The sequence below is a fragment of the Roseateles sp. GW821-FHT09G09 genome, assembly GCF_059415965.1.
This window is the reverse complement of sequence record NZ_JBWKOG010000007.1, coordinates 251,229-274,172: the sequence shown is the minus strand read 5'-3', so window position 1 is coordinate 274,172 and position 22,944 is coordinate 251,229. Positions and strand designations below refer to the sequence as shown.

Below are 22,944 nucleotides of genomic sequence, written 5' to 3'. Positions count from 1 at the left end.
TTCTTACAGCCTCCAGAGCACTTGGATCGCCCAACCCGCGCAACCCGTCAACCACACCAGCGTGAACGTGTGCAGGAACAGCCGCACGCCCACCGGTTTCACGTAATCCATCCAGATGTCGCGCACGCCGACCCAGGCGTGGTACGCCAGGGACACGATCAGCGCGAAGGTCAGGAACTTCATCCACTGCTTGCTGAAGATGCCGGCCCACAGGTCGTAGCCGATGGCCTGGCTGGTGAACAGCACTTGCGCGAGCAGCACGATGGTGAACAGCGCCATGAGCAGCGCGGTGGCGCGCTGGACCATCCAGTCGCGCAGGCCGTAGTGCGCACCGGTGACGATGCGCTTGCTTCCGTAGGTTGTCATTGTTGATTTGCCTCTTGGGTCAATCGTCGGGATTCAGTCCGGCCGCGCGGCCCGCGCCGTGCGGTCGCGGCGTGATCAGTACAGGCCGAACAGCTTGGCGCCGAGCGCCAGCGTCAGCACGACGCTCAAGGCCAGCGTCACGATGGCGCTGACGTGCCCTTGCTGCTTGCTCACGCTGTGCGTCGCGTCCATCCACAGGTGGCGGACGCCGGCGATGAAGTGGTGCAGGTAGCCCCAGATCAGGCCCAGCGTCACCAGCTTGATGAACCAGCCCGGCAGGAAGCCGATGCCCGAGACAAAGGCCGCGGTGAAGGTCTCGTACGAGATCTCCGACGTGAGGCTGGTGTCGAACATCCAGATCACGAACGGGAGCAGGAAGAACATCAGCAGGCCGCTGATGCGATGCAGGATCGAGACGATGCCGGCCGGCGGCAGGCGATACCCGACGATCTGCGTGACATGGATGTTGGTGTAGACCGGTCGATTCTTCTTGGTGGCTTGGGTGGCGTCCGTCATGTCCGACCTTGTAATCAATGTGAAACCCGAAGATTTTATGGCAATGCAACACCCCTCAAGGGTGTCCTGGGCGCATGTCGTCTTCCGGCGTTGCCATGAAAACGTCAGCGCCGCAACGCGAAAGCATCAGTTCAGGCTGTTGCGATAAAAGTGGTGGGAAGTGTTGTAGAGACCGCGGCGCAACTCCACCGGCTTGTCGCCGTAGGTGAAGGAGAGCCGCTCCACGCTCAGCAGCGGACTGCCGGGCGCTACCTGCAGCAGCGCGGCGGCATCATCCTCCGCCGCGACCGCACGGATCTTTTCCTGCGCCCGGATCATGGGCACGTTGAACTCGGTTTCGAGCAGGCTGTAGAACGGACCGCGATGCTCGAGCAGCCGCTCGGTCGTCAGTCCCTTGAACAGCGCGCCGGGCAACCAGATGTCGTCCAGCACGACCGGATGGCCGCCGCTGTGCAGCAGGCGGCGGATCTCGATCACCGGATCGCCGGCACGCAGCTGCATCAACTTCGCGATGAAGGCCGGCGCGCGCTGGCGCCTGCAGTCGAGCAACTGGCGGCCGAGCGACGAGGCCTCCTCGGCGTCGGGCGTCAGCCGCAGGAAGCGGTATTGCTGCTGCTGTTCCGCATGGGTGGCGACGAAGGTGCCCTTCCCCTGCTTGCGGACCAGCAGGTTGTCGGCGGCGAGCTCGTCGACGGCCTTGCGCACGGTGCCCTGGCTCACCCCGAAGCGGGCCGCCAGGTCCATCTCGCTGGGGATGGTCTCCCCCGCCTTCCACTCCCCGGCCTGCAAGCCCTTCAGGATCAGTCCCTTGATCTGGCGGTACAGCGGGCTGAACGACGGCGCGGCTTCCGCGCGCGCCAGCTCATTGAGCGGCGTGACGGGATGGACCGGGGCGGCGGGGGGCGACATGGGGCGCGATTCGAGCACAAACCCGGAGACAGCGTCCACCCTGCGGGGGGAGTCCGACCGGATTAGTCTTATATAAGACACAAGAGTGTCGGTTTCGCGCCATGCCCGTCTGCCTCCCGGGCGCTGTTTCTGGGGGCAGCTCCCCACACCGGTGGGCGAAGAAGACCCTATCGCGATCCGTGCCGGGGCCGCGCTGTCCTACACTTGCCGCCGCTGGCGCGGACTGCGCCTCACGCATCATTCACTCGCACTTCTCGGAGACCCTGATGAGCAAGAAACCCGTTCGCGTCGCCGTCACCGGCGCCGCCGGCCAGATCGGCTATGCCCTGCTGTTCCGCATCGCTTCCGGCGAGATGCTGGGCAAGGACCAGCCCGTCATCCTGCAACTGCTGGAGATCCCCGACGAGAAGGCCCAGAACGCGCTCAAGGGCGTGATCATGGAGCTGGAAGACTGTGCCTTCCCGCTGCTGGCCGGCATCGAGGCCCACAGCGACCCGATGACCGCCTTCAAGGACACCGACTACGCGCTGCTGGTCGGCTCGCGTCCGCGCGGCCCGGGCATGGAACGCTCGGAGCTGCTGTCGATCAACGGCGCCATCTTCACCGCGCAGGGCAAGGCCCTGAACGCCGTGGCCTCGCGCAACGTCAAGGTGCTGGTGGTCGGCAACCCGGCCAACACCAACGCCTACATCGCGATGAAGTCGGCCCCGGACCTGCCGGCCAAGAACTTCACCGCCATGCTGCGCCTGGACCACAACCGCGCCGCCTCGCAGATCGCCGCCAAGACCGGCAAGCCGGTCGCCGGCATCGAGAAGCTGGCGGTGTGGGGCAACCACTCGCCGACGATGTACGCGGACTACCGCTTCGCCACGATCGACGGCCAGTCGGTCAAGGCGCTCATCAACGATGAAGAGTGGAACCGCACGACCTTCCTGCCGACCGTCGGCAAGCGCGGCGCCGCGATCATCGCCGCCCGCGGCCTGTCGTCGGCCGCCTCGGCCGCCAACGCCGCCATCGACCACATGCGCGACTGGGCCCTGGGCACCAACGGCAAGTGGGTCACGATGGGCGTGCCGTCCAACGGCGAATACGGCATCCCCAAGGACGTCATGTTCGGCTACCCGGTGACGGTCGAGAACGGCGAGTACAAGATCGTCGAAGGCCTGGAGATCGACGAGTTCTCGCAAGGCGCGATCAAGAAGACGCTGGACGAACTGCTCGAAGAGCAGAACGGTGTGAAGCACCTGCTGTGAGCACCACGGATGCCGCCTGAGGCATCTCGCTGAGCGAAACTCGACGGGCCGACCTTCGCAAGAGGGTCGGCCCTTCTTCCTTCCAGATCTCCTGACCACCCCTCCTCGCATGAGCACCCTCCTCACTCCCGCCCAGGCCCTGTTCGAAGAAGGCCGGGCGCCTGTCGTGCTGCCGGTCGTCGATCATTACTGCGGCGTCGAGGCGCGCATGATCAAGAGCCTCGAACTGCAGGTGCGGATGGGGCCCGTCTTCGACATCACCCTGGACTGCGAGGACGGCGCGCCCGTCGGCGGCGAGGCCGAGCACATGCTGCTGGTGCTGCACCTGCTGAACGGCCCGCTGAACGCGCACGGACGCGTCGGCGTGCGGGTGCATCCGTTCCGGCATCCGGCCTTCGAAGCCGACGTCGAGGCGGTGATCGCCGGCGGCGGCGAGAAGCTCGCCTTCCTGATGATCCCGAAGCCCGAAGGCATCGAGGATCTGGGGCGCGCGATCGCCTTCATCGACGACTGCCTGAAGCGTCACGCGATCAGCAAGCCGCTGCCGCTGCACACGCTGATCGAGACCCACGGCGCCCTGCGCGATGTGATGGCCATCGCCGCGCATCCGCGCATCGAGTCGCTGTCGTTCGGACTGATGGACTTCGTCTCCGCGCATCGCGGCGCGATCCCGCGCTCGGCGCTGACGGTCGACGGCCAGTTCACGCACCCGCTGGTGCGGCGCGCGAAGCTGGCGATCGCGGCCGCGGCGCACGCCTACGCCAAGACGCCGTCGCACTGCGTCGTCACCGAGTTCAAGAGCGAGCGTGCGGTCCAGTCCGCCGCCGAGCGCGCCGCGCGCGAATTCGGCTACATGCGGATGTGGAGCATCCACCCCCACCAGATCCAACCCATCATCGACGCCTTCTCGCCCAGCGTCGCGGAGATCGACGAGGCCATCGACATCCTGCGCGCCGCGCAGGCCGCGGCGTGGGCGCCGATCCAACACCGCGACATGCTCCACGACCGCGCCAGTTACCGACTGTTCTGGCACCTGCTGCAACGCGCCCACGGCACCGGCCAGCACCTCCCGACAGAGGTGGAACAGGCATGGTTCGCACCGCGCCCGTCGCCGCTCTGACGCGATGAAGACCCGATGAAGACCCGGTGAAGACCCGGTGAAGACCCTAGCGTTGCTCAACGGTTTGACACATTAAAACCCCACTTCAGGGGACGCGCCCGCAGTCACAATCGCGCATCGCCGAGCCCCGGCGCTTCGCTTTTCCGGCCGTTGCTTCGGCCGGTGATTCAAGGCCCTCCCGGCCCCCCAGGTCCTACTTCCACGCCCTCCCCATGCGACTGACCGCCCTCCTCCTCTCCGGCGCCGCTGCCGCCGCGCTCACGCTGACCGCCGGCATCGCGGCCGCCCAGCCCGCCGCCACCGCGCCCGCCGCCACGGGCAGCGCCAAGCCCGCCCCGGCCAAGACGGCCAAGCCCGCTCCGGCGAAGACGACCACGGCCAAGAAGCCGGCCGTCAAGGCGCCCCCGCCGCCGCTGCCGGAAGCGGACGAGGAACAACTGGCCGCCGCCAAGCGCGCCTACCTCGGCCTGTACGAGTGCGAGTTCAAGCAGTCGATCACGATCGAACCGAACACCAAGGACCTCGGCTACATCAACGTGGCCTTCAAGAAGGACACCTTCGTGATGAAGCCCGTGCTGTCGACCACCGGCGCCCTGCGCCTGGAAGACGTCACCGGCCGCACGCTGATGGTCCAGATCGCCAACAAGTCGATGCTGCTGGACGTGAAGGTCGGCCAGCGCCTGGTCGACGAATGCGTCCACCCGGAACAGCGCGCCGCGATCGAGGCCGCGCGCTCCGCGTCGGCACCCGCCGGCGGCGGCCTGGGCATCACCCCCAGCGCGCAGTAAGCCCTGCGCCTTGCTGGACGAAGCCGCCTTTCAAGGCGGCTTTTTCTCGTCTGTCGCTCGACCTATCCATACTTCCGCAGTCGGGCTTCACCCAGTGACGCTGGCTTTCATGGGTCGAAAGTACGTACAATTCATGCATACTTTCTGGTTCATACCCACGGTGTGCTGGCGCACTGAAGGGTCATGAATCCGCCAGAACCGTCGCCCCCTTCCCCAGGATCGCCAGGATCGCCAGGATCGCCAGGAGCCCGCATGGAAGCCACCGTCGCCGAACGAGGTCAGATCACCCTGCCCAAGGCCGTCCGTGACGCGCTGGGGCTGACGAAGGGCACCACGCTCAAGGTCGAGCTCGACGGCGCGCGCATCATCCTGCGCAAGAACGTCGACGACGCCATCTCCCGCGCCCGCGGCCGCTTCAAGCTGCCCGAGGGCACCGCCACCGACGACGTCATGCGCGACCTGCGCGGCCGTGCCCCGGACGAGTCCACAGACGCCTGATCATGATCGCCGTCGACAGCTCCGTCCTCATCGACCTCCTGGGCGACGCGCCCGGCGCCGACGCGGCCGAGGCCGCGCTGCGCCTGGCGCTCTCCAGCGGTCCGGTGGTGCTGTGCGACGTCGTGCTGTCCGAGGTCACCGCCGGGCTGGGCCACGGCTCCGAGGTGATGGACGCGCTGGAGGAGATGGGCCTGAGTTTCCTGGCCATCGACCAGCGCGCCGCGATCCGCGCCGGCGAGATGCAACGCAAGTTCAAGCAACGGCTCGCCGGCAAGGGGGCCGACCCCGCCTCGTCGCGCGCCATGCCCGACTTCCTGGTGGGCGCGCACGCGATGCTGCAGTGCGACGGCCTGATCACCCGCGACCAGGGATTCTTCCGAGACTATTTCAAGGGCCTCAAGGTCATCGTGCCTAGCGCGCCGTGACCGACGACAGACCCGCTTTTCCGACCCAAGCAAAGACCACAGAGACTGGAGTTCGCATGCTGCAAGCCTACCGCCAACACGAAGCCGAACGCGCCGCGCTCGGCATCCCGCCGCTGCCGCTCGACGCCAGGCAGGTGGCCGAGCTGATCGAGCTGATCAAGACGCCGCCCGCCGGTGAAGACGCCTTCCTGCTGGACCTGCTGACGCACCGCGTGCCCCCGGGCGTGGACGACGCCGCCAAGGTCAAGGCCAGCTTCCTGGCCGCCGTCGCGCACGGCGACCTGACGGTGGCCCTGATCTCCAAGTCCAAGGCCACCGAGCTGCTGGGCACCATGGTCGGCGGCTACAACGTGCATCCGCTGATCGAGCTGCTGGACGACGCCGAGGTCGCCGGCGTCGCCGCCGAGGGCCTGAAGAAGACCCTGCTGATGTTCGACTACTTCAACGACGTCGCGACCAAGGCCAAGGCGGGCAACGCCAAGGCCAAGGAAGTGATGCAGAGCTGGGCCGACGCGGAGTGGTTCACCTCGCGCCCCGAAGTGGACAGGAAGATCACCGTCACCGTCTTCAAGGTGCCCGGCGAGACCAACACCGACGACCTGTCGCCGGCCCCGGACGCCTGGAGCCGCCCGGACATCCCGCTGCACTACCTGGCGATGCTGAAGAACACGCGCCCCGACGCGGCCTTCAAGCCCGAGGAGGACGGCAAGCGCGGCCCGATGCAGTTCATCGAGGACCTGAAGAAGAAGGGCCACGTCGTGGCCTACGTCGGCGACGTCGTCGGCACCGGCTCGTCGCGCAAGTCGGCGACCAACTCGGTGATCTGGGCCACGGGCCAGGACATCCCCTTCGTCCCGAACAAGCGCTTCGGCGGCGTGACGCTGGGCGGCAAGATCGCGCCGATCTTCTTCAACACGCAGGAAGACTCGGGCTCGCTGCCGATCGAGGTCGACGTCGGCAAGCTGGAGATGGGCGATGTCATCGACGTGCTGCCCTACGACGGCAAGCTGGTGAAGAACGGCGAGACGGTGGCCGAGTTCAAGCTCAAGAGCGACGTGCTGTTCGACGAAGTGCGCGCCGGCGGCCGGATCAACCTGATCATCGGCCGCTCGCTGACCGCCAAGGCGCGTGAGTTCCTGGGCCTGCCCGCCTCGACGCTGTTCCGCCTGCCGCAGGCCCCGGCCGAAACGAAGGCCGGCTTCACGCTGGCGCAGAAGATGGTCGGCCGCGCGGTCGGCCTGCCGGAAGGCCAGGGCGTGCGCCCGGGCACCTACTGCGAACCCAAGATGACCACCGTCGGTTCGCAGGACACGACCGGCCCGATGACCCGCGACGAGCTGAAGGACCTGGCCTGCCTGGGCTTCTCGGCCGACTTGGTGATGCAGTCCTTCTGCCACACCGCCGCGTACCCGAAGCCGGTGGACGTGAAGACGCACCGCGAGCTGCCCGCCTTCATCTCCAACCGCGGCGGCGTTTCGCTGCGCCCGGGCGACGGCGTGATCCACAGCTGGCTGAACCGCCTGCTGCTGCCCGACACCGTCGGCACCGGCGGCGACTCGCACACGCGCTTCCCGATCGGCATCTCCTTCCCGGCGGGTTCGGGCCTGGTCGCCTTCGGCGCGGCCACCGGCGTGATGCCGCTGGACATGCCGGAATCGGTGCTGGTGCGCTTCAAGGGCGAGATGCAGCCGGGCGTGACGCTGCGCGACCTGGTGCACGCGATCCCGCTGTACGCGCTCAAGGCCGGTCTGCTGACGGTGGCCAAGGCCGGCAAGAAGAACATCTTCTCGGGCCGCATCCTCGAGATCGAAGGTCTGCCCGACCTGAAGGTCGAGCAGGCGTTCGAGCTGTCTGACGCCTCCGCCGAGCGCTCCGCCGCCGGCTGCACGATCAAGCTGAATCCGGCGCCGATCAAGGAGTACCTGAGCTCCAACGTCGTCCTGATGAAGAACATGATCGCCGACGGCTACGCCGACGCGAAGACGCTGCAGCGCCGCATCGAGAAGGTCGAAGCCTGGCTGGCTCAGCCCGACCTGCTGGAAGCCGACAAGGACGCCGAATACGCGGCCGTGATCGAGATCGACCTGGCCGACATCACCGAGCCGATCGTCTGCTGCCCGAACGATCCGGACGACGCGAAGGTGCTGTCCGAAGTCGCCGGCACCAAGATCGACGAGGCCTTCATCGGCTCGTGCATGACCAACATCGGTCACTTCCGCGCGGCGGCCAAGCTGCTGGGCGGCCAGCGCGACATCCCGGTCAAGCTGTGGGTCGCGCCGCCGACCAAGATGGACCAGAGCGAGCTGATCAAGGAAGGCCACTACGCCGCCTTCGGCACGGCCGGTGCGCGCACCGAGATGCCGGGCTGCTCGCTGTGCATGGGCAACCAGGCGCAGGTCCGCGAGGGCGCGACGGTGATCTCCACCTCCACGCGCAACTTCCCCAACCGTCTGGGCAAGAACACCAACGTGTTCCTGGGCTCGGCGGAACTGGCCGCCATCGCGTCCCGCCTGGGCCGCCTGCCGACCAAGGAGGAGTACCTCAAGGAGATGGGCGTCATCGATGCCGACAAGGCCAGCGTCTACCGCTACATGAACTTCGACCAGATCGAGGAATACGCGGAAACGGCCAAGACGGTCGCGTGATGCAATGAGCGACCTGACGGTCGCTCACAACGAACAAGGGCCCGGAGGTGCAAACCTCCGGGCCCTTTGCATTGCGCTCGTGCTGGAAGGACTCAGCCGCCGATGACGCCGCAGGCGACGCGCGCTCCGCCGCCGCCCAGCGGCGCGGGATGGTCGGAGTGGTTGTCACCGCCCATGTGGACCATCAGCGCGTGGCCCTTCACCTCGTCGATCTTCTTCAGACGCGGCGACAGCACCGGGTTGGTCGACTGGCCATCATGTCCGACGTACAGCGGCGGCAGGTCGCCCAGGTGGCCGTCGCCCCACGGCTCGCCGTGGTGCTTGCTGCCGAGCGGATCGAAGTGTCCGCCGGCGGCGCCGGCCGGCGTGACCGTGCCGTTGGCCGTGGACGGCGCGCACGAGGGGTTCTCATGCACGTGGAAGCCGTGCACGCCGGGCGGCAGTCCGGTCAGTTGCGGATAGAACGCGAGGCCGTTCGGCGTCTCGACGATGCGCACCGTGCCGGCAGAGGCGCCGGGGCCGTCGGGCTGTGCCAGGGACAGATTGACGGTCAGCTCGGCCGCGTGGGCGGCCGACAGGGCGGCGCCGGACACGAGCAAGCTCAGGCACAACGACTTCACGAGGTTCATTCAAAGCTCCTTGCGGGGGAACGGGAGAGAGGCCAACGGGACAGTGGAACAGTGGCAAGCGGCGGCTTACCAGTTGCCCTTGGCCACGTACTTGTTGCCGTTGGCCTGGAAGCGCGCGATGGCGTCCTTGAGTTCCGTGTGCTGCTCGCAGGACGACTTGCACTCGGCGGCCAGCGACGCGAGGCGGGCCTGCGCCTTCGGCAGGTCGCCCTTCATCAGGTAGAGCTCCCCGGAGTACTCCAGCGCGTTGCGGTGATGCGGGTCGATGCGCAGCGCCTCGTCGTAGTAGCGCTCCGACGCGGCCAGATCCGGATTGCCGGCCTTGCGCGACACGTAGCCCATCAGGTTGTTCCAGTCCGCACTGCGGCGGTCGTCGACGCGCTTCAGTTCGTCGCGCGCGGCTTCCCACTGACGCGCCTCGATCAGCTGGCGCGCGGCGGCCAGACGGTTCGCGGCCGGCGCGGGCGAGGCGGCCTGCGACGGCGCCATGTCGGCGGCCGATGCGGATTGGAGGGAACCGGTCAGCGCCCCGACAGCGGCAAACAGGGACAGCAGCTTCATCGTCTTCATGTGGTGCTCCTCGAACGTGATGCAGGACATCCTGCTGCTTGACTTACGGGCCTGTGATGACGGCGGACGCACCGGCTTCGAAAAATCGATGTAACGATTCGTCGAGGGGCGAGACCTGACCCCACCTTCACCCATGCTCTACCCAGGTTTCACCACACCTTGACGCAGGCCCCTTCGAGCACGAACGTCGAAGGCGTCGCCGGTGCCGGGCCATCGCTCGCCTCCAGGCTGATCGCCACGCGATTCACGCTGAAGAAAAGTTTCTCGGATTCAGCCGGCAAGGCGATCTGCGTCTGCCCCGAGGACGACACCGTGCCGACCAGGAAGGGCGCGCCGTCCTTCGGGATCGCCCAGAGCGTGGCGCGACGACCTTCAGGCACGGCGAGCGGACGCAGCGCCTTCACGGTGAGCAGCTTGCCGTGCCGCTTCGAACTCACGACGACGGACGGCGGCGCGGACGGCGCGCTCAGCACGCCGACATAACTCGCCGGCAGCGCTTCCGAGGCGGGCTCCAGGCCCGCCAGGGTGGGCACCGTCTTGACGAGGACCACCGCGAGCAGCAGGCCCGCGAGGACGCCGCCGATGGCGCGGCCGGTGAGCCAGCCCAGCACGGCGCCCAGGGCGCGGCCCTGCGAGCCGCCTGCGCGGGTCTGCGGGGTGTCCTGGGTTCGCGGGAACAGGCGCTGCTCGATGCCCTGCCATGTCGTGACAGGCGGCTGGATCGGCACCGGCGCGCGCTCCATCACCGCGAAGCGTTGCTCCCATTGCGCGACCGCGGCGGCGATCGGCCGGGAGTCGCGCATCAAGGTGACGAAGCGACGTCGCGCGGGTCCCTGCAGCGTGCCCAGCACGTACTCGCGCGCGAGGTGTTCCACCAGTTCGGGTCGTTGGTAGTTCATGGCGCGGCGACTCCCCCGGCTTCGAGGCAGGCCTTGAGCCGGTCCAGGCCCCGGCGCACCCACGCCTTGATCGTGCCGAGCGGCGCCTGCAGCGCCTCGGCGATCTCCGTGTGGACCATGCCGCGGTAGTACGCCAGCGCGAGCGCCTGGCGCTGCTGCGCGGACAGCGCCTGCATGCAGGCGCCGATGTGCGCGTCCGCGAGGTTCTGCTCGAGCAGCTGCAACGGTTCGCCGGCCGCGTCCGCCGGGACGGCGAGCGCGTCCTCGTCGAGCTCGACCGCGTGCTCGTCCTCCTGGCGTCGCGCGCGCAGCAGGTCGATCGCCTTGTTGCGGACGATGTTGATCATCCAGGTCATCGGCGTGCCGGCCTCGGGGCGATAGGACTGCGCGTGATGCCAGATGCTCACGTAGGCCTCCTGGAGGTTGTCCTGCGCGCGCTGTTCATTCCTCAACATACGCAAGGACACGGAGAACAGATGCGAGCTCGTCAGGCGATAGAGGAGCTCGAAGGCCGCGCGGTCGCGCAGCGCCACGCGGGCCATGAGTCGGGGGAGGTCTTGATTCGCTGGCATCACCGGGCGTTACTGCGAGGAGCCGGGATGATCCGCCAAGATGGCGCTCACCGCGACGGGGCGACACCCCAGAAGAGGTAGTCGGCGCTGTAGTCGACGCGCACGGTCCGGGCGGAGGCCGCGGCGACGCAGTCCTGGGCCGGCGGCGCGACGCCCCCGACGGTGCTGAGGCGCTGGACGGCATCGACAGGATCGAGCCCGCCGGTGCCGCTGCGGGACTTCACCGTCAGCAGCAGCCAGGGAATGGCGCCCGCGGTCGGCGACGGGGACAAGGCCTTGGCCTGCCCGACGATGCGGGAGCCGTCCTCCAGGCGCCAGAACGGCCCGGCGCCGTGATCGCCGACCTTGTTGCCGCGCGCGTCGAACAGCGTCGCTTCAGGGCCGCGGAACTGCCATTCCCAGGCGCCACCGGCGCCCTGCGCGCATTCGTAGATCTGGACGCCGACGGCGTGGACCTGGAGGAGCTTGCGCGAGCCGTCCGCGGGGCGCAGCGCCGCGGGGACCTCCGGGTCCTTCACCGCGATGGCGGACGCCGGGTCCGGCAGGCGGGCCAGGACTTCGGCGGAAGGTCGGGAAGCCTGCGCGCTGGCACTGGTGCCGACAGCGGCGATGGCGAGCAGGGACAGGACGAAGGGGAACGAACGCAGCATGGACAGCTCCTTGGTCGGATGGCGGAAGGCGCGGCATCGATGCCGCCCATCATCCACTTACGGAGCGGACGCCGGCTTGGACGCAGCGCGATGACGATCTCACGGCCGGCGGCGCGCCGCCTCCACCGGCATCCCGGCGGAGGCGCCCGCCGCGCCTTCAGGGCGCGCTCATCGAGACCGCACGGCGTCTGCCGTGCTCATCGAACTCATCGAACTCATCGAACTCATCGAACTCGACGTGCTCGACGTCTTCACCGTCATCCGACGAGATCGAAGCGATCGAGGTTCATCACCTTGGTCCACGCGGCGACGAAGTCCTTGACGAACCGGCCCTGCCCGTCGCCGGCCCCGTAGACCTCGGCCAGCGCGCGCAGCACCGCGTTCGATCCGAACACCAGATCGACACGGGTGCCGGTCCAGCGCGGGGCGCCCGTCTCGCGGTCACGGCCTTCGAACAGATCGGCGTCCTGCGCACTCGCCCGCCATTGCGTCGACATGTCCAGCAGGTTGACGAAGAAGTCGTTGGTCAGCACTTCAGGCCGGTGCGTGAAGACGCCGTGCGAGGCCGCCTCCGCATTGGCGCCGAGGACGCGCAGGCCGCCCACCAGCACCGTCATCTCCGGCGCGCTCAGCGTGAGCAACTGCGCCTTGTCGATGAGCAGTTCCTCCGCGGACACGGTGAACTTGGCCTTCTGGTAGTTGCGGAAGCCGTCCGCGACCGGCTCCAGCACCGCGAAGGAGTCGACGTCGGTCTGCTCCTGCGTCGCGTCCATGCGACCGGGCGTGAAGGGCACGGTCACCGCATGACCCGCCGCCTTCGCGGCCTGCTCGACGCCGGCACCGCCGGCCAGCACGATCAGGTCGGCGAGCGAGACCTTCCTGCCCGTGCCTGCCCGGTCGGCGTTGAAGCCGCGCTGGATGGCGCCGAGCACCGTCAGCACGTCCGCCAGCTGGCTGGGCCGGTTGACGGCCCAGTCCTTCTGCGGCGCCAGGGCCACGCGCGCGCCGTTGGCGCCGCCGCGCTTGTCGGAGCCGCGGAAGGTCGAGGCCGAGGCCCAGGCCGTCGACACCAGCTGGGACACGGTGAGCCCCGAGCCCAGCACCCGCGCCTTCAGCGTCTCGATGTCGCGGTCGTCGATGAGCGCATGGTCGAGCGCCGGGATCGGGTCCTGCCAGAGCAGCGTTTCCTTCGGCACCTCGGCGCCGAGGTAACGCACGCGCGGTCCCATGTCGCGGTGGGTCAGCTTGAACCACGCCCGCGCGAAGGCGTCGGCGAACTGGTCCGGATGCGCCAGGAAACGCCGCGAGATCCGCTCGTAGGCCGGGTCGACGCGCAGCGACAGGTCGGTCGTCAGCATCGTCGGCGCATGGCGCCGGGTCGGGTCATGCGCGTCGGGGATGGTACCCGCGCCCGCGCCGTCCTTCGCCTGCCATTGATGGGCGCCGGCCGGGCTCTTCGTCAGTTCCCACTCGAAGCCGAACAGGTTCTCGAAGAAGTTGTTGCTCCACGCGGTGGGCGTGGTGGTCCAGGTCACTTCCAGGCCGCTGGTGATCGCGTCGCCGCCATGCCCCTTGCCGAAGGTGCTGGCCCAGCCCAGGCCCTGCGCCGCGAGGTCGGAGCCCTCCGGCTCCACGCCGACGTGGGACGCGGGACCGGCGCCGTGGGTCTTGCCGAAGCTGTGTCCGCCGGCGATCAGCGCGACGGTCTCCTCGTCGTCCATGGCCATGCGCGCGAAGGTCTCGCGGATGTCCCGCGCCGCCGCGAGCGGATCCGGAACGCCGTTGGGACCTTCCGGATTCACATAGATCAGGCCCATCTGCATGGCCGCCAGCGGCCGGGTCAGTTCCCGGTCGCCGCTGTAGCGCTGGTCGTCCAGCCACTTGGCCTCGGCGCCCCAGTTGATGTGGTCCTCGGGTTCCCATTGGTCGAGACGGCCGCCGGCGAAACCGAAGGTCTTGAAGCCCATCGATTCCAGCGCGACGTTGCCGGCCAGGATCATCAGGTCGGCCCAGGAGATCTGCTGTCCGTACTTCTGCTTGACCGGCCACAGCAGGCGGCGGGCCTTGTCGAGGTTGCCGTTGTCGGGCCAGCTGTTCAGCGGCGCGAAGCGCTGCTGGCCGCCACCGGCGCCGCCGCGGCCGTCGGCGGTGCGGTAAGTGCCGGCGCTGTGCCAGGCCATGCGCACGAACAGCGGGCCGTAATGCCCGAAGTCGGCCGGCCACCAGGGCTGCGAATCCGTCATCAGCGCGTGCAGGTCGCGCTTCACGGCCGCGAGGTCCAGGCGCCCGAACGCCTCGGCGTAGTTGAAGTCCTCGCCCATCGGGTCGGACTTGCTCGAGAGCTGCCGCAGGACGCTCAGGTTCAGCTGGTTGGGCCACCAATCGCGGTTGGTCCGCGCCACGGGCGCGCCGCCGTGTCCCGTCACCGGGCACTTGCCTACTTCACTCATCGATTCTCCAGAATTGCTGCCATGACCCGCGTCGACGACACGCCGAGCTTTGCCTCGACGCGGGCTGCTTGTCCCCCTGGGATGTCAGGGGTGGGGGTCAGTATTTGCTATCGGACATCAGCGAGCCATTTGCAATTGCCAATGACTCGGATAGCGGCAGACTTGGAGAAGTCCGGGGCGTGCAGGGCGCCTTGCGCCCCGAAGCTCAGGCCACCGCTGGCAGCGGCGCGGGCTTCAGGCGTTCGAGGACCTGCTCCGCATGGCGTGCGATCACGTGGCCGAAGTCCCGGCAACGCCCATCAGGCGCTGGGCGCCGAAAGGCGTCGACGAGTTCTACGAGCTCTTGCGAGGTCGCGCTTGCCACGAAGTCGTCGTCGAAGACCCGCTCAAGTGCCGCCTTGCGCCACTCGCTCAGCGCGGGCGCGTTCATGCGGAGCAAGCCATGCATGTAGGTGGCTCGCTGGTCGAGCTGGTCGGCCACCAGCATCTCACCATTCATCGCGTAGAGGAATCGCTGCTCGCAGGTGGCGTCGTTCGGTGAAATGAACCGCTCTTCACAGAACTGGTTCTGCTTCGCATGGCCGCAGTGCCACGCGGCGCGAGCCCCCTTGGGAGTCCGGGTGCAGGAAGCATGCAGATTGGCGTAATCCAACGCGAGCTGAGGGAACTGTTCCTGCGGGCGGAAATGCTCGACGTGACTGTCCTGCTCGTCGACTGAGCGACCGCAATAGCAGCAGACATACGCTTGTTCTTCGAGCAACGCCTTGAGCAGCGCGCCCTTTCGCTCACTGCCCATCGTGGCGTAGCTCGGCGACCAATCTTCGTTCGCCTGCGCCTTCCACGTCTCGAAGGCAGGCGGAGACGCCTTCTTGACGAAATGCCTCATCGACCGATCGTCCTCTTGCGCAGAAGCAGCGCTTTGGCGCCATCCAGTTCACGAAGCTCGGGCGCCTCGCTGTCGAGCACCTGGATCTTCTTTTCGGCCTCATCCAATTGATGGCGTGTCAGGTCCTCGTTGATCTCGTCGAGCTTCTGCTTCACAAGGGTCGCGCGGACCTCGGCGCCCATGAGCTCCTGAAGCACCTGGTTGGACGTCATGCCGAAGCTGCCGGACGGATTCACAGGCCCATCGGGCGTGAGCAGGATGACGTTCTCATGCGGCAGTTCACCGATCACTTGCGGCGAATGACTGGCAACAATGAACTGCACCTTTGGAAAGGCCTTGCTCATGCCACGCGCGAGCGAACGTTGCCAGGCCGGGTGGAGATGCATGTCGAACTCATCGATCAGCACGACGCCTTCCGTCTGCCCGATCACGTCGTCACCCAGTTGCGGGTTGAGCAGGCACATGCGACGCGCCAGGTCCGCGACCAGGCAGATGACCGTGCGCTGACCTGCACTCAAGTGCTCGAATGCAATGGGATCGAGCTCCTGCCCTTCGTCTCCGACCCACTCGGACAGGATCTTCTTGCTGTGGAAGTCGTATCGGATGGACCTGAACGCATCCAAGGCCTGTCGCAACGCCCGATTGATCTGACCGAGCTCGTCGGACTCCACAGCCGAGAAGGGCTGGCCTGACTCGGAAGCGGCTTGCAGGCGCTCAAGAGACTTCGCCACGATCCACCGCTGCAGCGCGTCAGCGCTCAGCCCTGCATCGGCCCAACCTTCGTAGCCATCGATGCGCGAGTTCCGCTCCATGGCAGCGTCGATTTCCCTCGTCTGCCCTGCGCGCCACGCCCGCTTGTCCCTGTAGAAGGCGATGACAGGGATGTTGAGCAGTGGCGCACCTTCAAATCCGAAGGTGCTCGCCTTCATCTGATCCCAGAGCTGCCGAGCAGGCGCGGTACCGCCCTGCGTGCGAACACCCGGCAACGTCGAGCAGACCGCCCAAGACAACGGCGAGCCGAGGATCTCCGCCTCGACCTTGATCTCTATCGGGTACTGCTCTTCGAATCGCGCGCGTCCGTTGGGCGCGACGACATTCACCCGCGCGCATCCGGGCTCGCTGAAGGCAAGGCTGCCGGAGTCGGTCAGAAGCGTCGGAACGGCTTGTGTCAACGCCTCGAAGAGGCCAAGCAGCAGCGAGGTTTTCCCTGTTCCGTTAATGCCCGCAATGACCGACATGCCGCGCGCGAATCCAACGGCCAGACGCTCATGTCCGCGATAGTTCTTCAGCTCGATGCGTTGGATGTACATGTGGGGCGCCCTCTCCCGCTCATCTTCCCACGAGCCGGCACTGCCGCCGAGCAGTGCTCAGAGCCCTCGCACCATCTCCACGTGCGCGATCCCGGCTTCCTCGAACACCGGCCCGCGGCGCAGGAATCCCGCGCGGGTGTAGAACCCCTCGGCGCTGAGCTGCGCGTGCAGCAGCACCTCGCGGTAGCCCTGCTCGCGGCCGGCCTGCATCAGCGCGTCCAGCACCTGGCGGCCGACGCGGCTGCCGCGCATCGGCGACAGCACCGCCATGCGGCCGATCTTGGCAACACCTGGCACGTGCTCCAGCAGCCGGCCCGTGGCCAGCGGCCGGCCCAGCCGGTTGTAGGCGACCGCGTGCGTGCAGCTCTCGTCGGCGGCGTCCCATTCCATCTCGGCGGGGATCTTCTGTTCCTCGACGAAGACCGCCTGCCGGATGCGATGCGCGTCCTCGCCCACCGTCGCCCAGTTGCCCACGCGCGCCTCGGTCATCGCCTCGCCGCGTTCGAAACCCAGCAGCAGATCGCGCAGCGCCTGCGGCACGGCCTTGGGCACACGCGCGACAGGATCGGCGAAGACATAGACCAGCTCGCCGTGCACCAGGCACTCGTCGCCACGGAACACCGCGCAGCTCACCGTCAGCGAACTCGTGCCGACACGATCGGTGCGCACGCCGATGTCGAGCAGCTCGTCGTAATGCGCCGAGCCGAGGTATTCGAGCGTCGACTTGCGGACGAAGAGATCACCCTCCAGCGCCTGCATCGTCGGCGCGTACGGCAGCGCCAGCGCCCGCCAGTAGCCGCCGACCGCCGTGTCGAAGTAGGTCAGGTAATGGGCGTTGAAGACGATCTGCTGCGCGTCGATCTCGGCCCAGCGCACGCGCAGGCGCTCGAAGAAGCGGAAGCGGTCGCGGCTCAGGCCGGCGGGGGTGGCGGTGGTGCTCATGCGGAGGCCCGGGGCGAGGTCGAAGGAGTCGAAGGGGTCGAAGGGGTCGAAGGGGTCGTCGGCTCAGGAGCGGAAGCGGCAGCGGGACCGGAAACCGCGACAGGAACGGACACTGGAGCGGGCGCCGGCAGTCCGAAGGCCGTCCTCAGCGCGGCCGCGCAGGCATCCAGCGCCTGCTCGGCCTCCGGAATGCTACGACCCATCTTGATGAAGTCGTGCGTCACGCCGCGGTACAGCTCCAGCCGGACCTCGTTGCCGTTGGCGCGCAGCAGGTCGGCGTAGGCGATGCCTTCGTCGATCAGCGGATCGGCCTCGGCCAGGATGAAGGTCGCGGGCGCCAGGTCCCCGTGGTCCTCGGCCTGCAACGGGGCGAAGCGCCAGTCGTCGCGCCGCGCCGTCGGGATGTACTGGTTGAAGAACCACGCGATCGTGTCGGCGTCCAGCAGGTGGCCCTTGGCGAAGCGGCGGTGCGAATCCGTGTCCGCATGCGCGGTCGCGCCCGGCGTGATCAGCAGCTGCATCACCAGCGACAGGCCCAACCGGTCGCGGATGTCGCGCGCATGCAGCGCCGTCACCGCGGCCAGCGTGCCGCCGGCGCTGTCGCCGCCGACGGCGATGCGCGCGCGGTCCAGGCCGAGGTCCGGGGCCGCGGTCGCCAGCCAGTCGAGCGCGGCCCAGCAGTCGTCGACGGCCGCGGGGAACGGATGGTCCGGCGCCAGGCGGTAATCGACCGCGATCACCGCCGAGCCCGTGCGCAACGCCAGCTGGCGGCACAGGCTGTCGTGGGTCTCGAGGCTGCCGATGACGAAGCCGCCGCCGTGGAAATACAGCAGTACCGGCAGCCCGCGCGCATCCTGCGCAGCGGCGTCCTCGCGCGTGAGCGGCGCGTAAAGGCGCGCGGCGATGTCGCCGACGGGACCGGGGATTGCCAGATTCTCGATGCGCGGCAGCGGCGCCCGCGGCAGGTCCAGGATCTCGGCGCCCATGAGGTAGGCGATGCGGGCCTGCCTGGGCGTGAGGCTGTGGAACGAGGGGCGGTTGGCGCGGTGGATGCGCTCGAGCACCGCGGCCATCCGCGGTGTCAACAAGGTGCTACTCAACGGGAACTCCAGGACGTAGGCTCGGCTGCTGCCAAGCCCCAATCGCGGGATTCTCCCAGACCGCGCGGGCCCGCGCCGCCGCGCCCCGCCATCACCAGCCCAAGGACTTCGCCCATGGCCCTGATCCAGTACCTCACCCACATCCACCTGGAAGCCGGCGCGCGTCGGCTGATCGGCGCGGAATGCGTGCGCGCCGGCATCGCCCGACCGCTGATCGTCACCGACAAGGGCGTGCGCGCGGCCGGCGTGCTGGACCTGGTCCTCGAGGCCTGGGCTGCGTCGCCGATCGCCGCGACCGCCCTGCCCGTCTACGACGGCACGCCGCCCAACCCCACCGAGGCCGCGGTGCGCGAGGCCGTCGAGCAATTCCACGCCCACGGCTGCGACGGGTTGATCGCCGTCGGCGGCGGCTCCAGCATCGACCTGGCCAAGGGCGTCGCGATCGCCGCGAGACATGACGGCCCGCTGACGCAGTACGCCACCATCCTCGGCGGCGCCGGCAACATCACGGCCAGGGCCGTGCCGCTGATCGCCGTGCCGACGACCGCGGGCACCGGCTCCGAGGTCGCGCGCGGCGCCATCATCATCGTGGACGACGGCCGCAAGCTCGGCTTCCACAACTGGGAACTGATGCCCAAGTCGGCCGTCTGCGATCCCGAGCTGACGCGCAAGCTGCCGGCCCTGCTGACGGCGGCGACCGGCATGGACGCGATCGCGCATTGCATGGAGACCTTCATGTCCGCGGCCTTCAACCCGCCGGCCGACGGCATCGCGCTCGAAGGCCTGCGCCGCGGCTGGCGCCAGATCGAGCGCGCCACCACGCATCCCGACGACATCGCCGCCCGCCTGGACATGATGGCCGCGAGCACGATGGGCGCGCTCGCCTTCCAGAAGGGGCTGGGCTGCGTGCATTCGCTGAGCCACGCGCTCGGCGGGCTGATGCCGACCCTGCACCACGGCACCTTGAACGCGGTCTTCCTGCCGGCGGTGATCCGCTTCAACGGGATGCACGACTCGATGCGCCGCGACGACAAGATCGCCCGCATGGGGCATGCGATGAATCTGCAGGAAGGCACGCCGGCCGACGAACTCGCCGGTGCGGTCAAGGCGATGAACCAGCGCCTGGGCCTGCCCGCGGGGCTGGGCGCGATGGGCGTGACGGTCGATCTGCACGAGCAGATCGTCGAGCGCGCGCTGCACGACCACACCCACAAGACCAATCCGCGCGAGGCCTCGGCGAGCGACTACCGGAAGATGCTGGACGAGTCGATGTGAGCCCGGCCCGGCCCTTCGGGGCCCTCGGTCCCCTAGGGACCTTCGGGAAGGTCTTTGACAAGCAGCCTACCAACTAGTAGAGTGCGACCTCATTCCACCGATGAGGCCCCATGACCGTCGAGCTCTCCCCCAAAGCCGCCGAGATCGTCGCGCACACGCGATCGCTGCTGGTCGCGGGGGGCTACAACAGCTTCAGCTACGCCGACCTGGCCGAACGCGTCAGCATCACCAAGGCCAGCATCCACCACCACTTCCCGAGCAAGGCGGTGCTGGTCCGGACCGTCGTGTCGCTGTACCGCGAGGAAGCCAGGAACGGCCTGGCCGGCCTGTCGCGCCAGCTCGACGATCCCTTGTCCGAGCTCAACGCCTACGCCGACTACTGGTCGGCCTGCATCCGCAGCGGGGACCACCCGTTCTGCATCTGCGCGATGCTCGCCACGGAGTTGCCGACGATCCCGGAAGAGGTCGCCGTCGAGGTCCGCGGGCACTTCCACGACCTGAACGCGTGGCTCGCGTCCGTGCTCAAGCGCGGCGCGGCCGCCGGACAGTTCCACCTGCCCAACAACCCGGCGATCTCCGCACGCGCCTTCATGGCGGTCGTGCACGGCGCCATGCTGATGGCCCGCGCGCTGGACGACCCCAAGTCCTTCTCCACCATCGTCCAGCCGGCGATCCTCAAGTTGACCCAGCCCGCCTGATTCCCCGCCTGATCGCCCGCCTGATTCCCCGCCTGATCGCCCGCCTGATTTCCCCGCCTGATACCCGACCGTCCGAGGCGGCACCCGCCGCCCTTCTTCTTGCCCACCAACCCTACCAACTAGTAGGTCGCATTTTCATCCGAGGTTCACCATGCCGCATCCCTTGTCGACGCTCGGCGTCATCCACACTGTCATCAGTCTCGTGCCCGTCGTGGCAGGCCTCTACGGCTTCGCGCGTTTCCGCCGCATCGACGCCGCCACGCGATCCGGCCAGGTCTACCTGGCCGGGCTGGCGGTCTCGGTGTTCACCTCGTTCGGGCTCTCCAGCGTCGTCGGCGTGAATCCCGGCCACGTGCTGGGCGTGCTGGCCTTGCTGGCAGCCTTCGGCGGCGCGTGGATCGCCCCGCGGCTGGCGTTCTTCGGCGGTCTGCGCCCGCACCTGCAGACCTTCGGCCTCTCGTTCAGCTTCTTCCTGCTGATGGTCCCCGGCATCAACGAGACGCTCAGCCGCCTGCCCGCCGCCCATCCGCTGGCGACGGGCCCGGAGGATCCGGTGGTGAAGACCGCGCTGCTGGGCTGGGTGCTGATCTTCCTCGTCGGGTTCACGCTGCAGAGCCTCGCGATCCGCGCCGCGAATCGGGCCAAGGCCCGCGGCTGACGCCCGTCGTCAGCGGCCGCCGACGGTCGTCGGCGGTTGTGACGGTCGCGGCCGTTCTCAGCGATCCTCCGGCGCCTTCCCCGTCGTCTTCACGGCGCGCAGGAAGTCGAAGTCGACGCCCTGGTCGGCCTGCGTGACCGTCTGCAGGAACAGCTTGCGGTAGCCGCGCTCCGCCGTCGGCTCGACGACCGGGTGCTCCGCGGCACGCCGCGCGAGCTCCTCGTCCGAGACGAGCAGCGCGATCTCCCGCTGCTTCACGCTCAGCCGGATGCGATCGCCGTTGCGCACGTGGGCCAGCGGGCCGCCCACCGCCGCCTCGGGCGTCACGTGCAGCACGATGGTGCCGAAGGCCGTGCCGCTCATGCGGCCGTCGGACACGCGCACGATGTCCTTCACCCCGGCCCGCGCCAGCTTGCGCGGGATCGGGATGTAGCCCGCCTCGGGCATGCCGGGCGCGCCCTTCGGCCCGATGTTCTTCAGCACCAGGATGTCGTCGGCGGTCACGTCGAGCTCGTCGCTGTCGATGCGCGCGGCCAGGTCCGCGCTGTTCTCGAAGACGACGGCCCGGCCCTCGTGCTCCATCAGCTTGGGATCCGCAGCCGACTGCTTGATGATCGCGCCGCCCGGCGCCAGATTCCCGCGCAGCACGGCCAGGCCGCCCTGCGGATAGATGGGCCGGTCGAACGGACGCACCACGTCCTGCGCGAAACCTTCACCGGCAAGCTCGATCTCCTCGCCCAGCGTCCGCCCCGTGACCGTCAGCGCCTCCAGGCGCAGCAGCGGCTTGAGTTCGCGCAGCAGCGTCGCCATGCCGCCCGCGTGGTGGAAGTCCTCCATGTAATGCTGGCCCGACGGCTTGAGGTCGAGCAGCACCGGCGTCTCGCGCCCCAGGCGGTCGAGCCCGGCGAGGTCGATGTCGATGCCCATGCGGCCCGCGATCGCGGTCAGGTGCACGATGCCGTTGGTCGAGCCGCCGATCGCGAGCAGCACGCGCAGCGCGTTCTCGAACGCGGCCGGCGTGAGGATCTTGTCGATGGTCAGCCCGTTGCGGGCGAGCGCCACCGCCTGCGCGCCGGTCTGCTCCGCGACGCGGATGCGGTCCGCCGTGACGGCCGGCGGCGAGGCGCCGCCCGGCACCGTCATGCCGAGCGCTTCCGCCACGCAGGCCATCGTGCTGGCCGTGCCCATCACCGAGCAGGTGCCCACGCTCGCGACGAGCTGGTTGTTGACGTCGGCGATCTCCTGGTCGTCAATCTCGTCCGCGCGATACTTGCCCCAGTAGCGGCGGCAGTCGGTGCAGGCGCCGACGCGCTCGCTCCGATGGCTGCCCGTCAGCATCGAGCCGGTGATCAGCTGGATCGCCGGAATGCCCGCCGAGGCCGCGCCCATCAGCTGCGCCGGCACCGTCTTGTCGCAGCCGCCGATCAGCACGACCGCGTCCATCGGCTGCGCGCGCACCAGCTCCTCGGTGTCCATCGACATCAGGTTGCGCAGGTACATGCTGGTCGGGGCCGAGAAGCTCTCGTGCACCGAGATCGTCGGGAAGTCCATCGGCAGTCCGCCGGCGAGCATGATCCCGCGCTTCACCGCCTCCAGCAGCTGCGGCATGTTCCCGTGGCACGGGTTGTAGCTGCTGCCGGTGTTGGTGATGCCGATGACCGGCCGGTCCAGCGCGTCGTCGGTGTAGCCCGCGCCCTTGATGAAGGCCTTGCGCAGGAACAGCGAGAAGCCCTGGTCGCCGTAGTTGGTGAGGCCCTTCTTCAGGCCCTTGGGGGTGTCGCTCAT

Annotated in this window: 23 protein-coding genes; 9 read left to right on the top strand and 14 right to left on the bottom strand. The window is 68.4% G+C overall.

Translation table 11 applies throughout. From position 1 onward, the window contains the following. Positions 1-3: 3 nt before the first annotated feature. The 3 genes from sdhD to AC07O8_RS20050 all read right to left on the bottom strand — a co-directional run bounded on the left by sdhD (position 4) and on the right by AC07O8_RS20050 (position 1,791). Positions 4-366: a succinate dehydrogenase, hydrophobic membrane anchor protein gene (sdhD, locus tag AC07O8_RS20060; RefSeq protein ID WP_088408869.1), complete on the bottom strand. Its 363-nt coding sequence runs from the start codon at positions 364-366 to the stop codon at positions 4-6. A gap of 75 nt (positions 367-441) precedes the next feature. Then, complete coding sequence (sdhC, locus tag AC07O8_RS20055) at positions 442-882, bottom strand: succinate dehydrogenase, cytochrome b556 subunit (protein ID WP_495049711.1); 441 nt, start codon at positions 880-882, stop codon at positions 442-444. A gap of 126 nt (positions 883-1,008) precedes the next feature. Continuing rightward, positions 1,009-1,791: a GntR family transcriptional regulator gene (locus tag AC07O8_RS20050; protein ID WP_495049710.1), complete on the bottom strand. Its 783-nt coding sequence runs from the start codon at positions 1,789-1,791 to the stop codon at positions 1,009-1,011. Between the two features lie 266 nt (positions 1,792-2,057). Here AC07O8_RS20050 and AC07O8_RS20045 point away from each other — a divergent pair, with 266 nt between their 5' ends. The 6 genes from AC07O8_RS20045 to acnB all read left to right on the top strand — a co-directional run bounded on the left by AC07O8_RS20045 (position 2,058) and on the right by acnB (position 8,520). Further along, on the top strand, positions 2,058-3,044 hold the full coding sequence (locus AC07O8_RS20045) for a malate dehydrogenase (protein ID WP_297531473.1): 987 nt from the start codon (positions 2,058-2,060) through the stop codon (positions 3,042-3,044). A 109-nt stretch (positions 3,045-3,153) separates the two neighbouring features. After that, positions 3,154-4,164 carry an HpcH/HpaI aldolase/citrate lyase family protein gene (locus AC07O8_RS20040; RefSeq protein ID WP_495049709.1) on the top strand — a complete coding sequence of 337 codons (1,011 nt, stop codon included), beginning with the start codon at positions 3,154-3,156 and terminating at the stop codon, positions 4,162-4,164. Between the two features lie 212 nt (positions 4,165-4,376). Beyond that, positions 4,377-4,952 (top strand): hypothetical protein, encoded by a 576-nt coding sequence (locus tag AC07O8_RS20035; protein ID WP_495049708.1) that lies wholly within the window; start codon positions 4,377-4,379, stop codon positions 4,950-4,952. Positions 4,953-5,204: 252 nt separating this feature from the next. Next, positions 5,205-5,450 (top strand): AbrB/MazE/SpoVT family DNA-binding domain-containing protein, encoded by a 246-nt coding sequence (locus tag AC07O8_RS20030; protein WP_377155558.1) that lies wholly within the window; start codon positions 5,205-5,207, stop codon positions 5,448-5,450. 2 nt (positions 5,451-5,452) lie between these two features. Then, positions 5,453-5,875 (top strand): type II toxin-antitoxin system VapC family toxin, encoded by a 423-nt coding sequence (locus tag AC07O8_RS20025; RefSeq protein ID WP_495049707.1) that lies wholly within the window; start codon positions 5,453-5,455, stop codon positions 5,873-5,875. Between the two features lie 56 nt (positions 5,876-5,931). Continuing rightward, positions 5,932-8,520 (top strand): bifunctional aconitate hydratase 2/2-methylisocitrate dehydratase, encoded by a 2,589-nt coding sequence (acnB, locus tag AC07O8_RS20020; RefSeq protein ID WP_495049706.1) that lies wholly within the window; start codon positions 5,932-5,934, stop codon positions 8,518-8,520. Positions 8,521-8,612: 92 nt separating this feature from the next. Here acnB and sodC read toward each other — a convergent pair whose 3' ends face one another. The 10 genes from sodC to AC07O8_RS19970 all read right to left on the bottom strand — a co-directional run bounded on the left by sodC (position 8,613) and on the right by AC07O8_RS19970 (position 18,501). Then, entirely contained in the window at positions 8,613-9,149 is a 537-nt protein-coding gene (gene sodC / locus AC07O8_RS20015; protein WP_495049705.1) for a superoxide dismutase [Cu-Zn] SodC, read from the bottom strand. A 66-nt stretch (positions 9,150-9,215) separates the two neighbouring features. Further along, the gene (locus tag AC07O8_RS20010; RefSeq protein WP_495049704.1) at positions 9,216-9,719 is read right to left on the bottom strand and encodes a tetratricopeptide repeat protein; all 504 of its coding nucleotides are present in this window, start codon (positions 9,717-9,719) and stop codon (positions 9,216-9,218) included. Positions 9,720-9,868: 149 nt separating this feature from the next. After that, positions 9,869-10,618 carry an anti-sigma factor gene (locus tag AC07O8_RS20005; RefSeq protein ID WP_495049703.1) on the bottom strand — a complete coding sequence of 250 codons (750 nt, stop codon included), beginning with the start codon at positions 10,616-10,618 and terminating at the stop codon, positions 9,869-9,871. Continuing rightward, the gene (locus tag AC07O8_RS20000; protein ID WP_495049702.1) at positions 10,615-11,160 is read right to left on the bottom strand and encodes a sigma-70 family RNA polymerase sigma factor; all 546 of its coding nucleotides are present in this window, start codon (positions 11,158-11,160) and stop codon (positions 10,615-10,617) included. Before AC07O8_RS20000 ends, AC07O8_RS20005 begins: the two co-directional genes overlap by 4 nt. A 77-nt stretch (positions 11,161-11,237) precedes the next feature. Further along, positions 11,238-11,840, bottom strand: coding sequence for a DUF3455 domain-containing protein (locus AC07O8_RS19995; RefSeq protein ID WP_495049701.1), 603 nt, complete (start codon positions 11,838-11,840; stop codon positions 11,238-11,240). Between the two features lie 257 nt (positions 11,841-12,097). Next, entirely contained in the window at positions 12,098-14,290 is a 2,193-nt protein-coding gene (katG, locus tag AC07O8_RS19990) for a catalase/peroxidase HPI (protein WP_495049700.1), read from the bottom strand. 205 nt (positions 14,291-14,495) lie between these two features. Next, positions 14,496-15,176 (bottom strand): retron system putative HNH endonuclease, encoded by a 681-nt coding sequence (locus AC07O8_RS19985; protein ID WP_495049699.1) that lies wholly within the window; start codon positions 15,174-15,176, stop codon positions 14,496-14,498. Beyond that, positions 15,173-16,486 (bottom strand): AAA family ATPase, encoded by a 1,314-nt coding sequence (locus tag AC07O8_RS19980; RefSeq protein WP_495049698.1) that lies wholly within the window; start codon positions 16,484-16,486, stop codon positions 15,173-15,175. The genes AC07O8_RS19985 and AC07O8_RS19980 overlap by 4 nt, the downstream gene beginning before the upstream one ends. Before the next feature lie 57 nt (positions 16,487-16,543). Then, complete coding sequence (locus AC07O8_RS19975) at positions 16,544-17,428, bottom strand: YbgC/FadM family acyl-CoA thioesterase (protein WP_495049697.1); 885 nt, start codon at positions 17,426-17,428, stop codon at positions 16,544-16,546. Then, positions 17,425-18,501, bottom strand: a complete 1,077-nt coding sequence (locus tag AC07O8_RS19970; RefSeq protein ID WP_495049857.1) for an alpha/beta hydrolase — start codon at positions 18,499-18,501, stop codon at positions 17,425-17,427. Before AC07O8_RS19970 ends, AC07O8_RS19975 begins: the two co-directional genes overlap by 4 nt. A gap of 141 nt (positions 18,502-18,642) precedes the next feature. Here AC07O8_RS19970 and gbd point away from each other — a divergent pair, with 141 nt between their 5' ends. From gbd to AC07O8_RS19955, 3 genes are all read left to right on the top strand, one after another. After that, a complete protein-coding gene (gbd, locus tag AC07O8_RS19965) occupies positions 18,643-19,803 on the top strand; it encodes a 4-hydroxybutyrate dehydrogenase (RefSeq protein WP_495049696.1) in 1,161 nt (386 codons plus the stop codon). A 110-nt stretch (positions 19,804-19,913) separates the two neighbouring features. Then, positions 19,914-20,501: a TetR/AcrR family transcriptional regulator gene (locus AC07O8_RS19960; RefSeq protein WP_495049695.1), complete on the top strand. Its 588-nt coding sequence runs from the start codon at positions 19,914-19,916 to the stop codon at positions 20,499-20,501. Between the two features lie 151 nt (positions 20,502-20,652). Then, a complete protein-coding gene (locus AC07O8_RS19955; RefSeq protein WP_495049694.1) occupies positions 20,653-21,159 on the top strand; it encodes a hypothetical protein in 507 nt (168 codons plus the stop codon). 57 nt (positions 21,160-21,216) lie between these two features. Here the strand turns inward: AC07O8_RS19955 and AC07O8_RS19950 are convergent, their stop codons facing one another. Then, positions 21,217-22,944 (bottom strand): IlvD/Edd family dehydratase, encoded by a 1,728-nt coding sequence (locus AC07O8_RS19950; RefSeq protein ID WP_495049693.1) that lies wholly within the window; start codon positions 22,942-22,944, stop codon positions 21,217-21,219.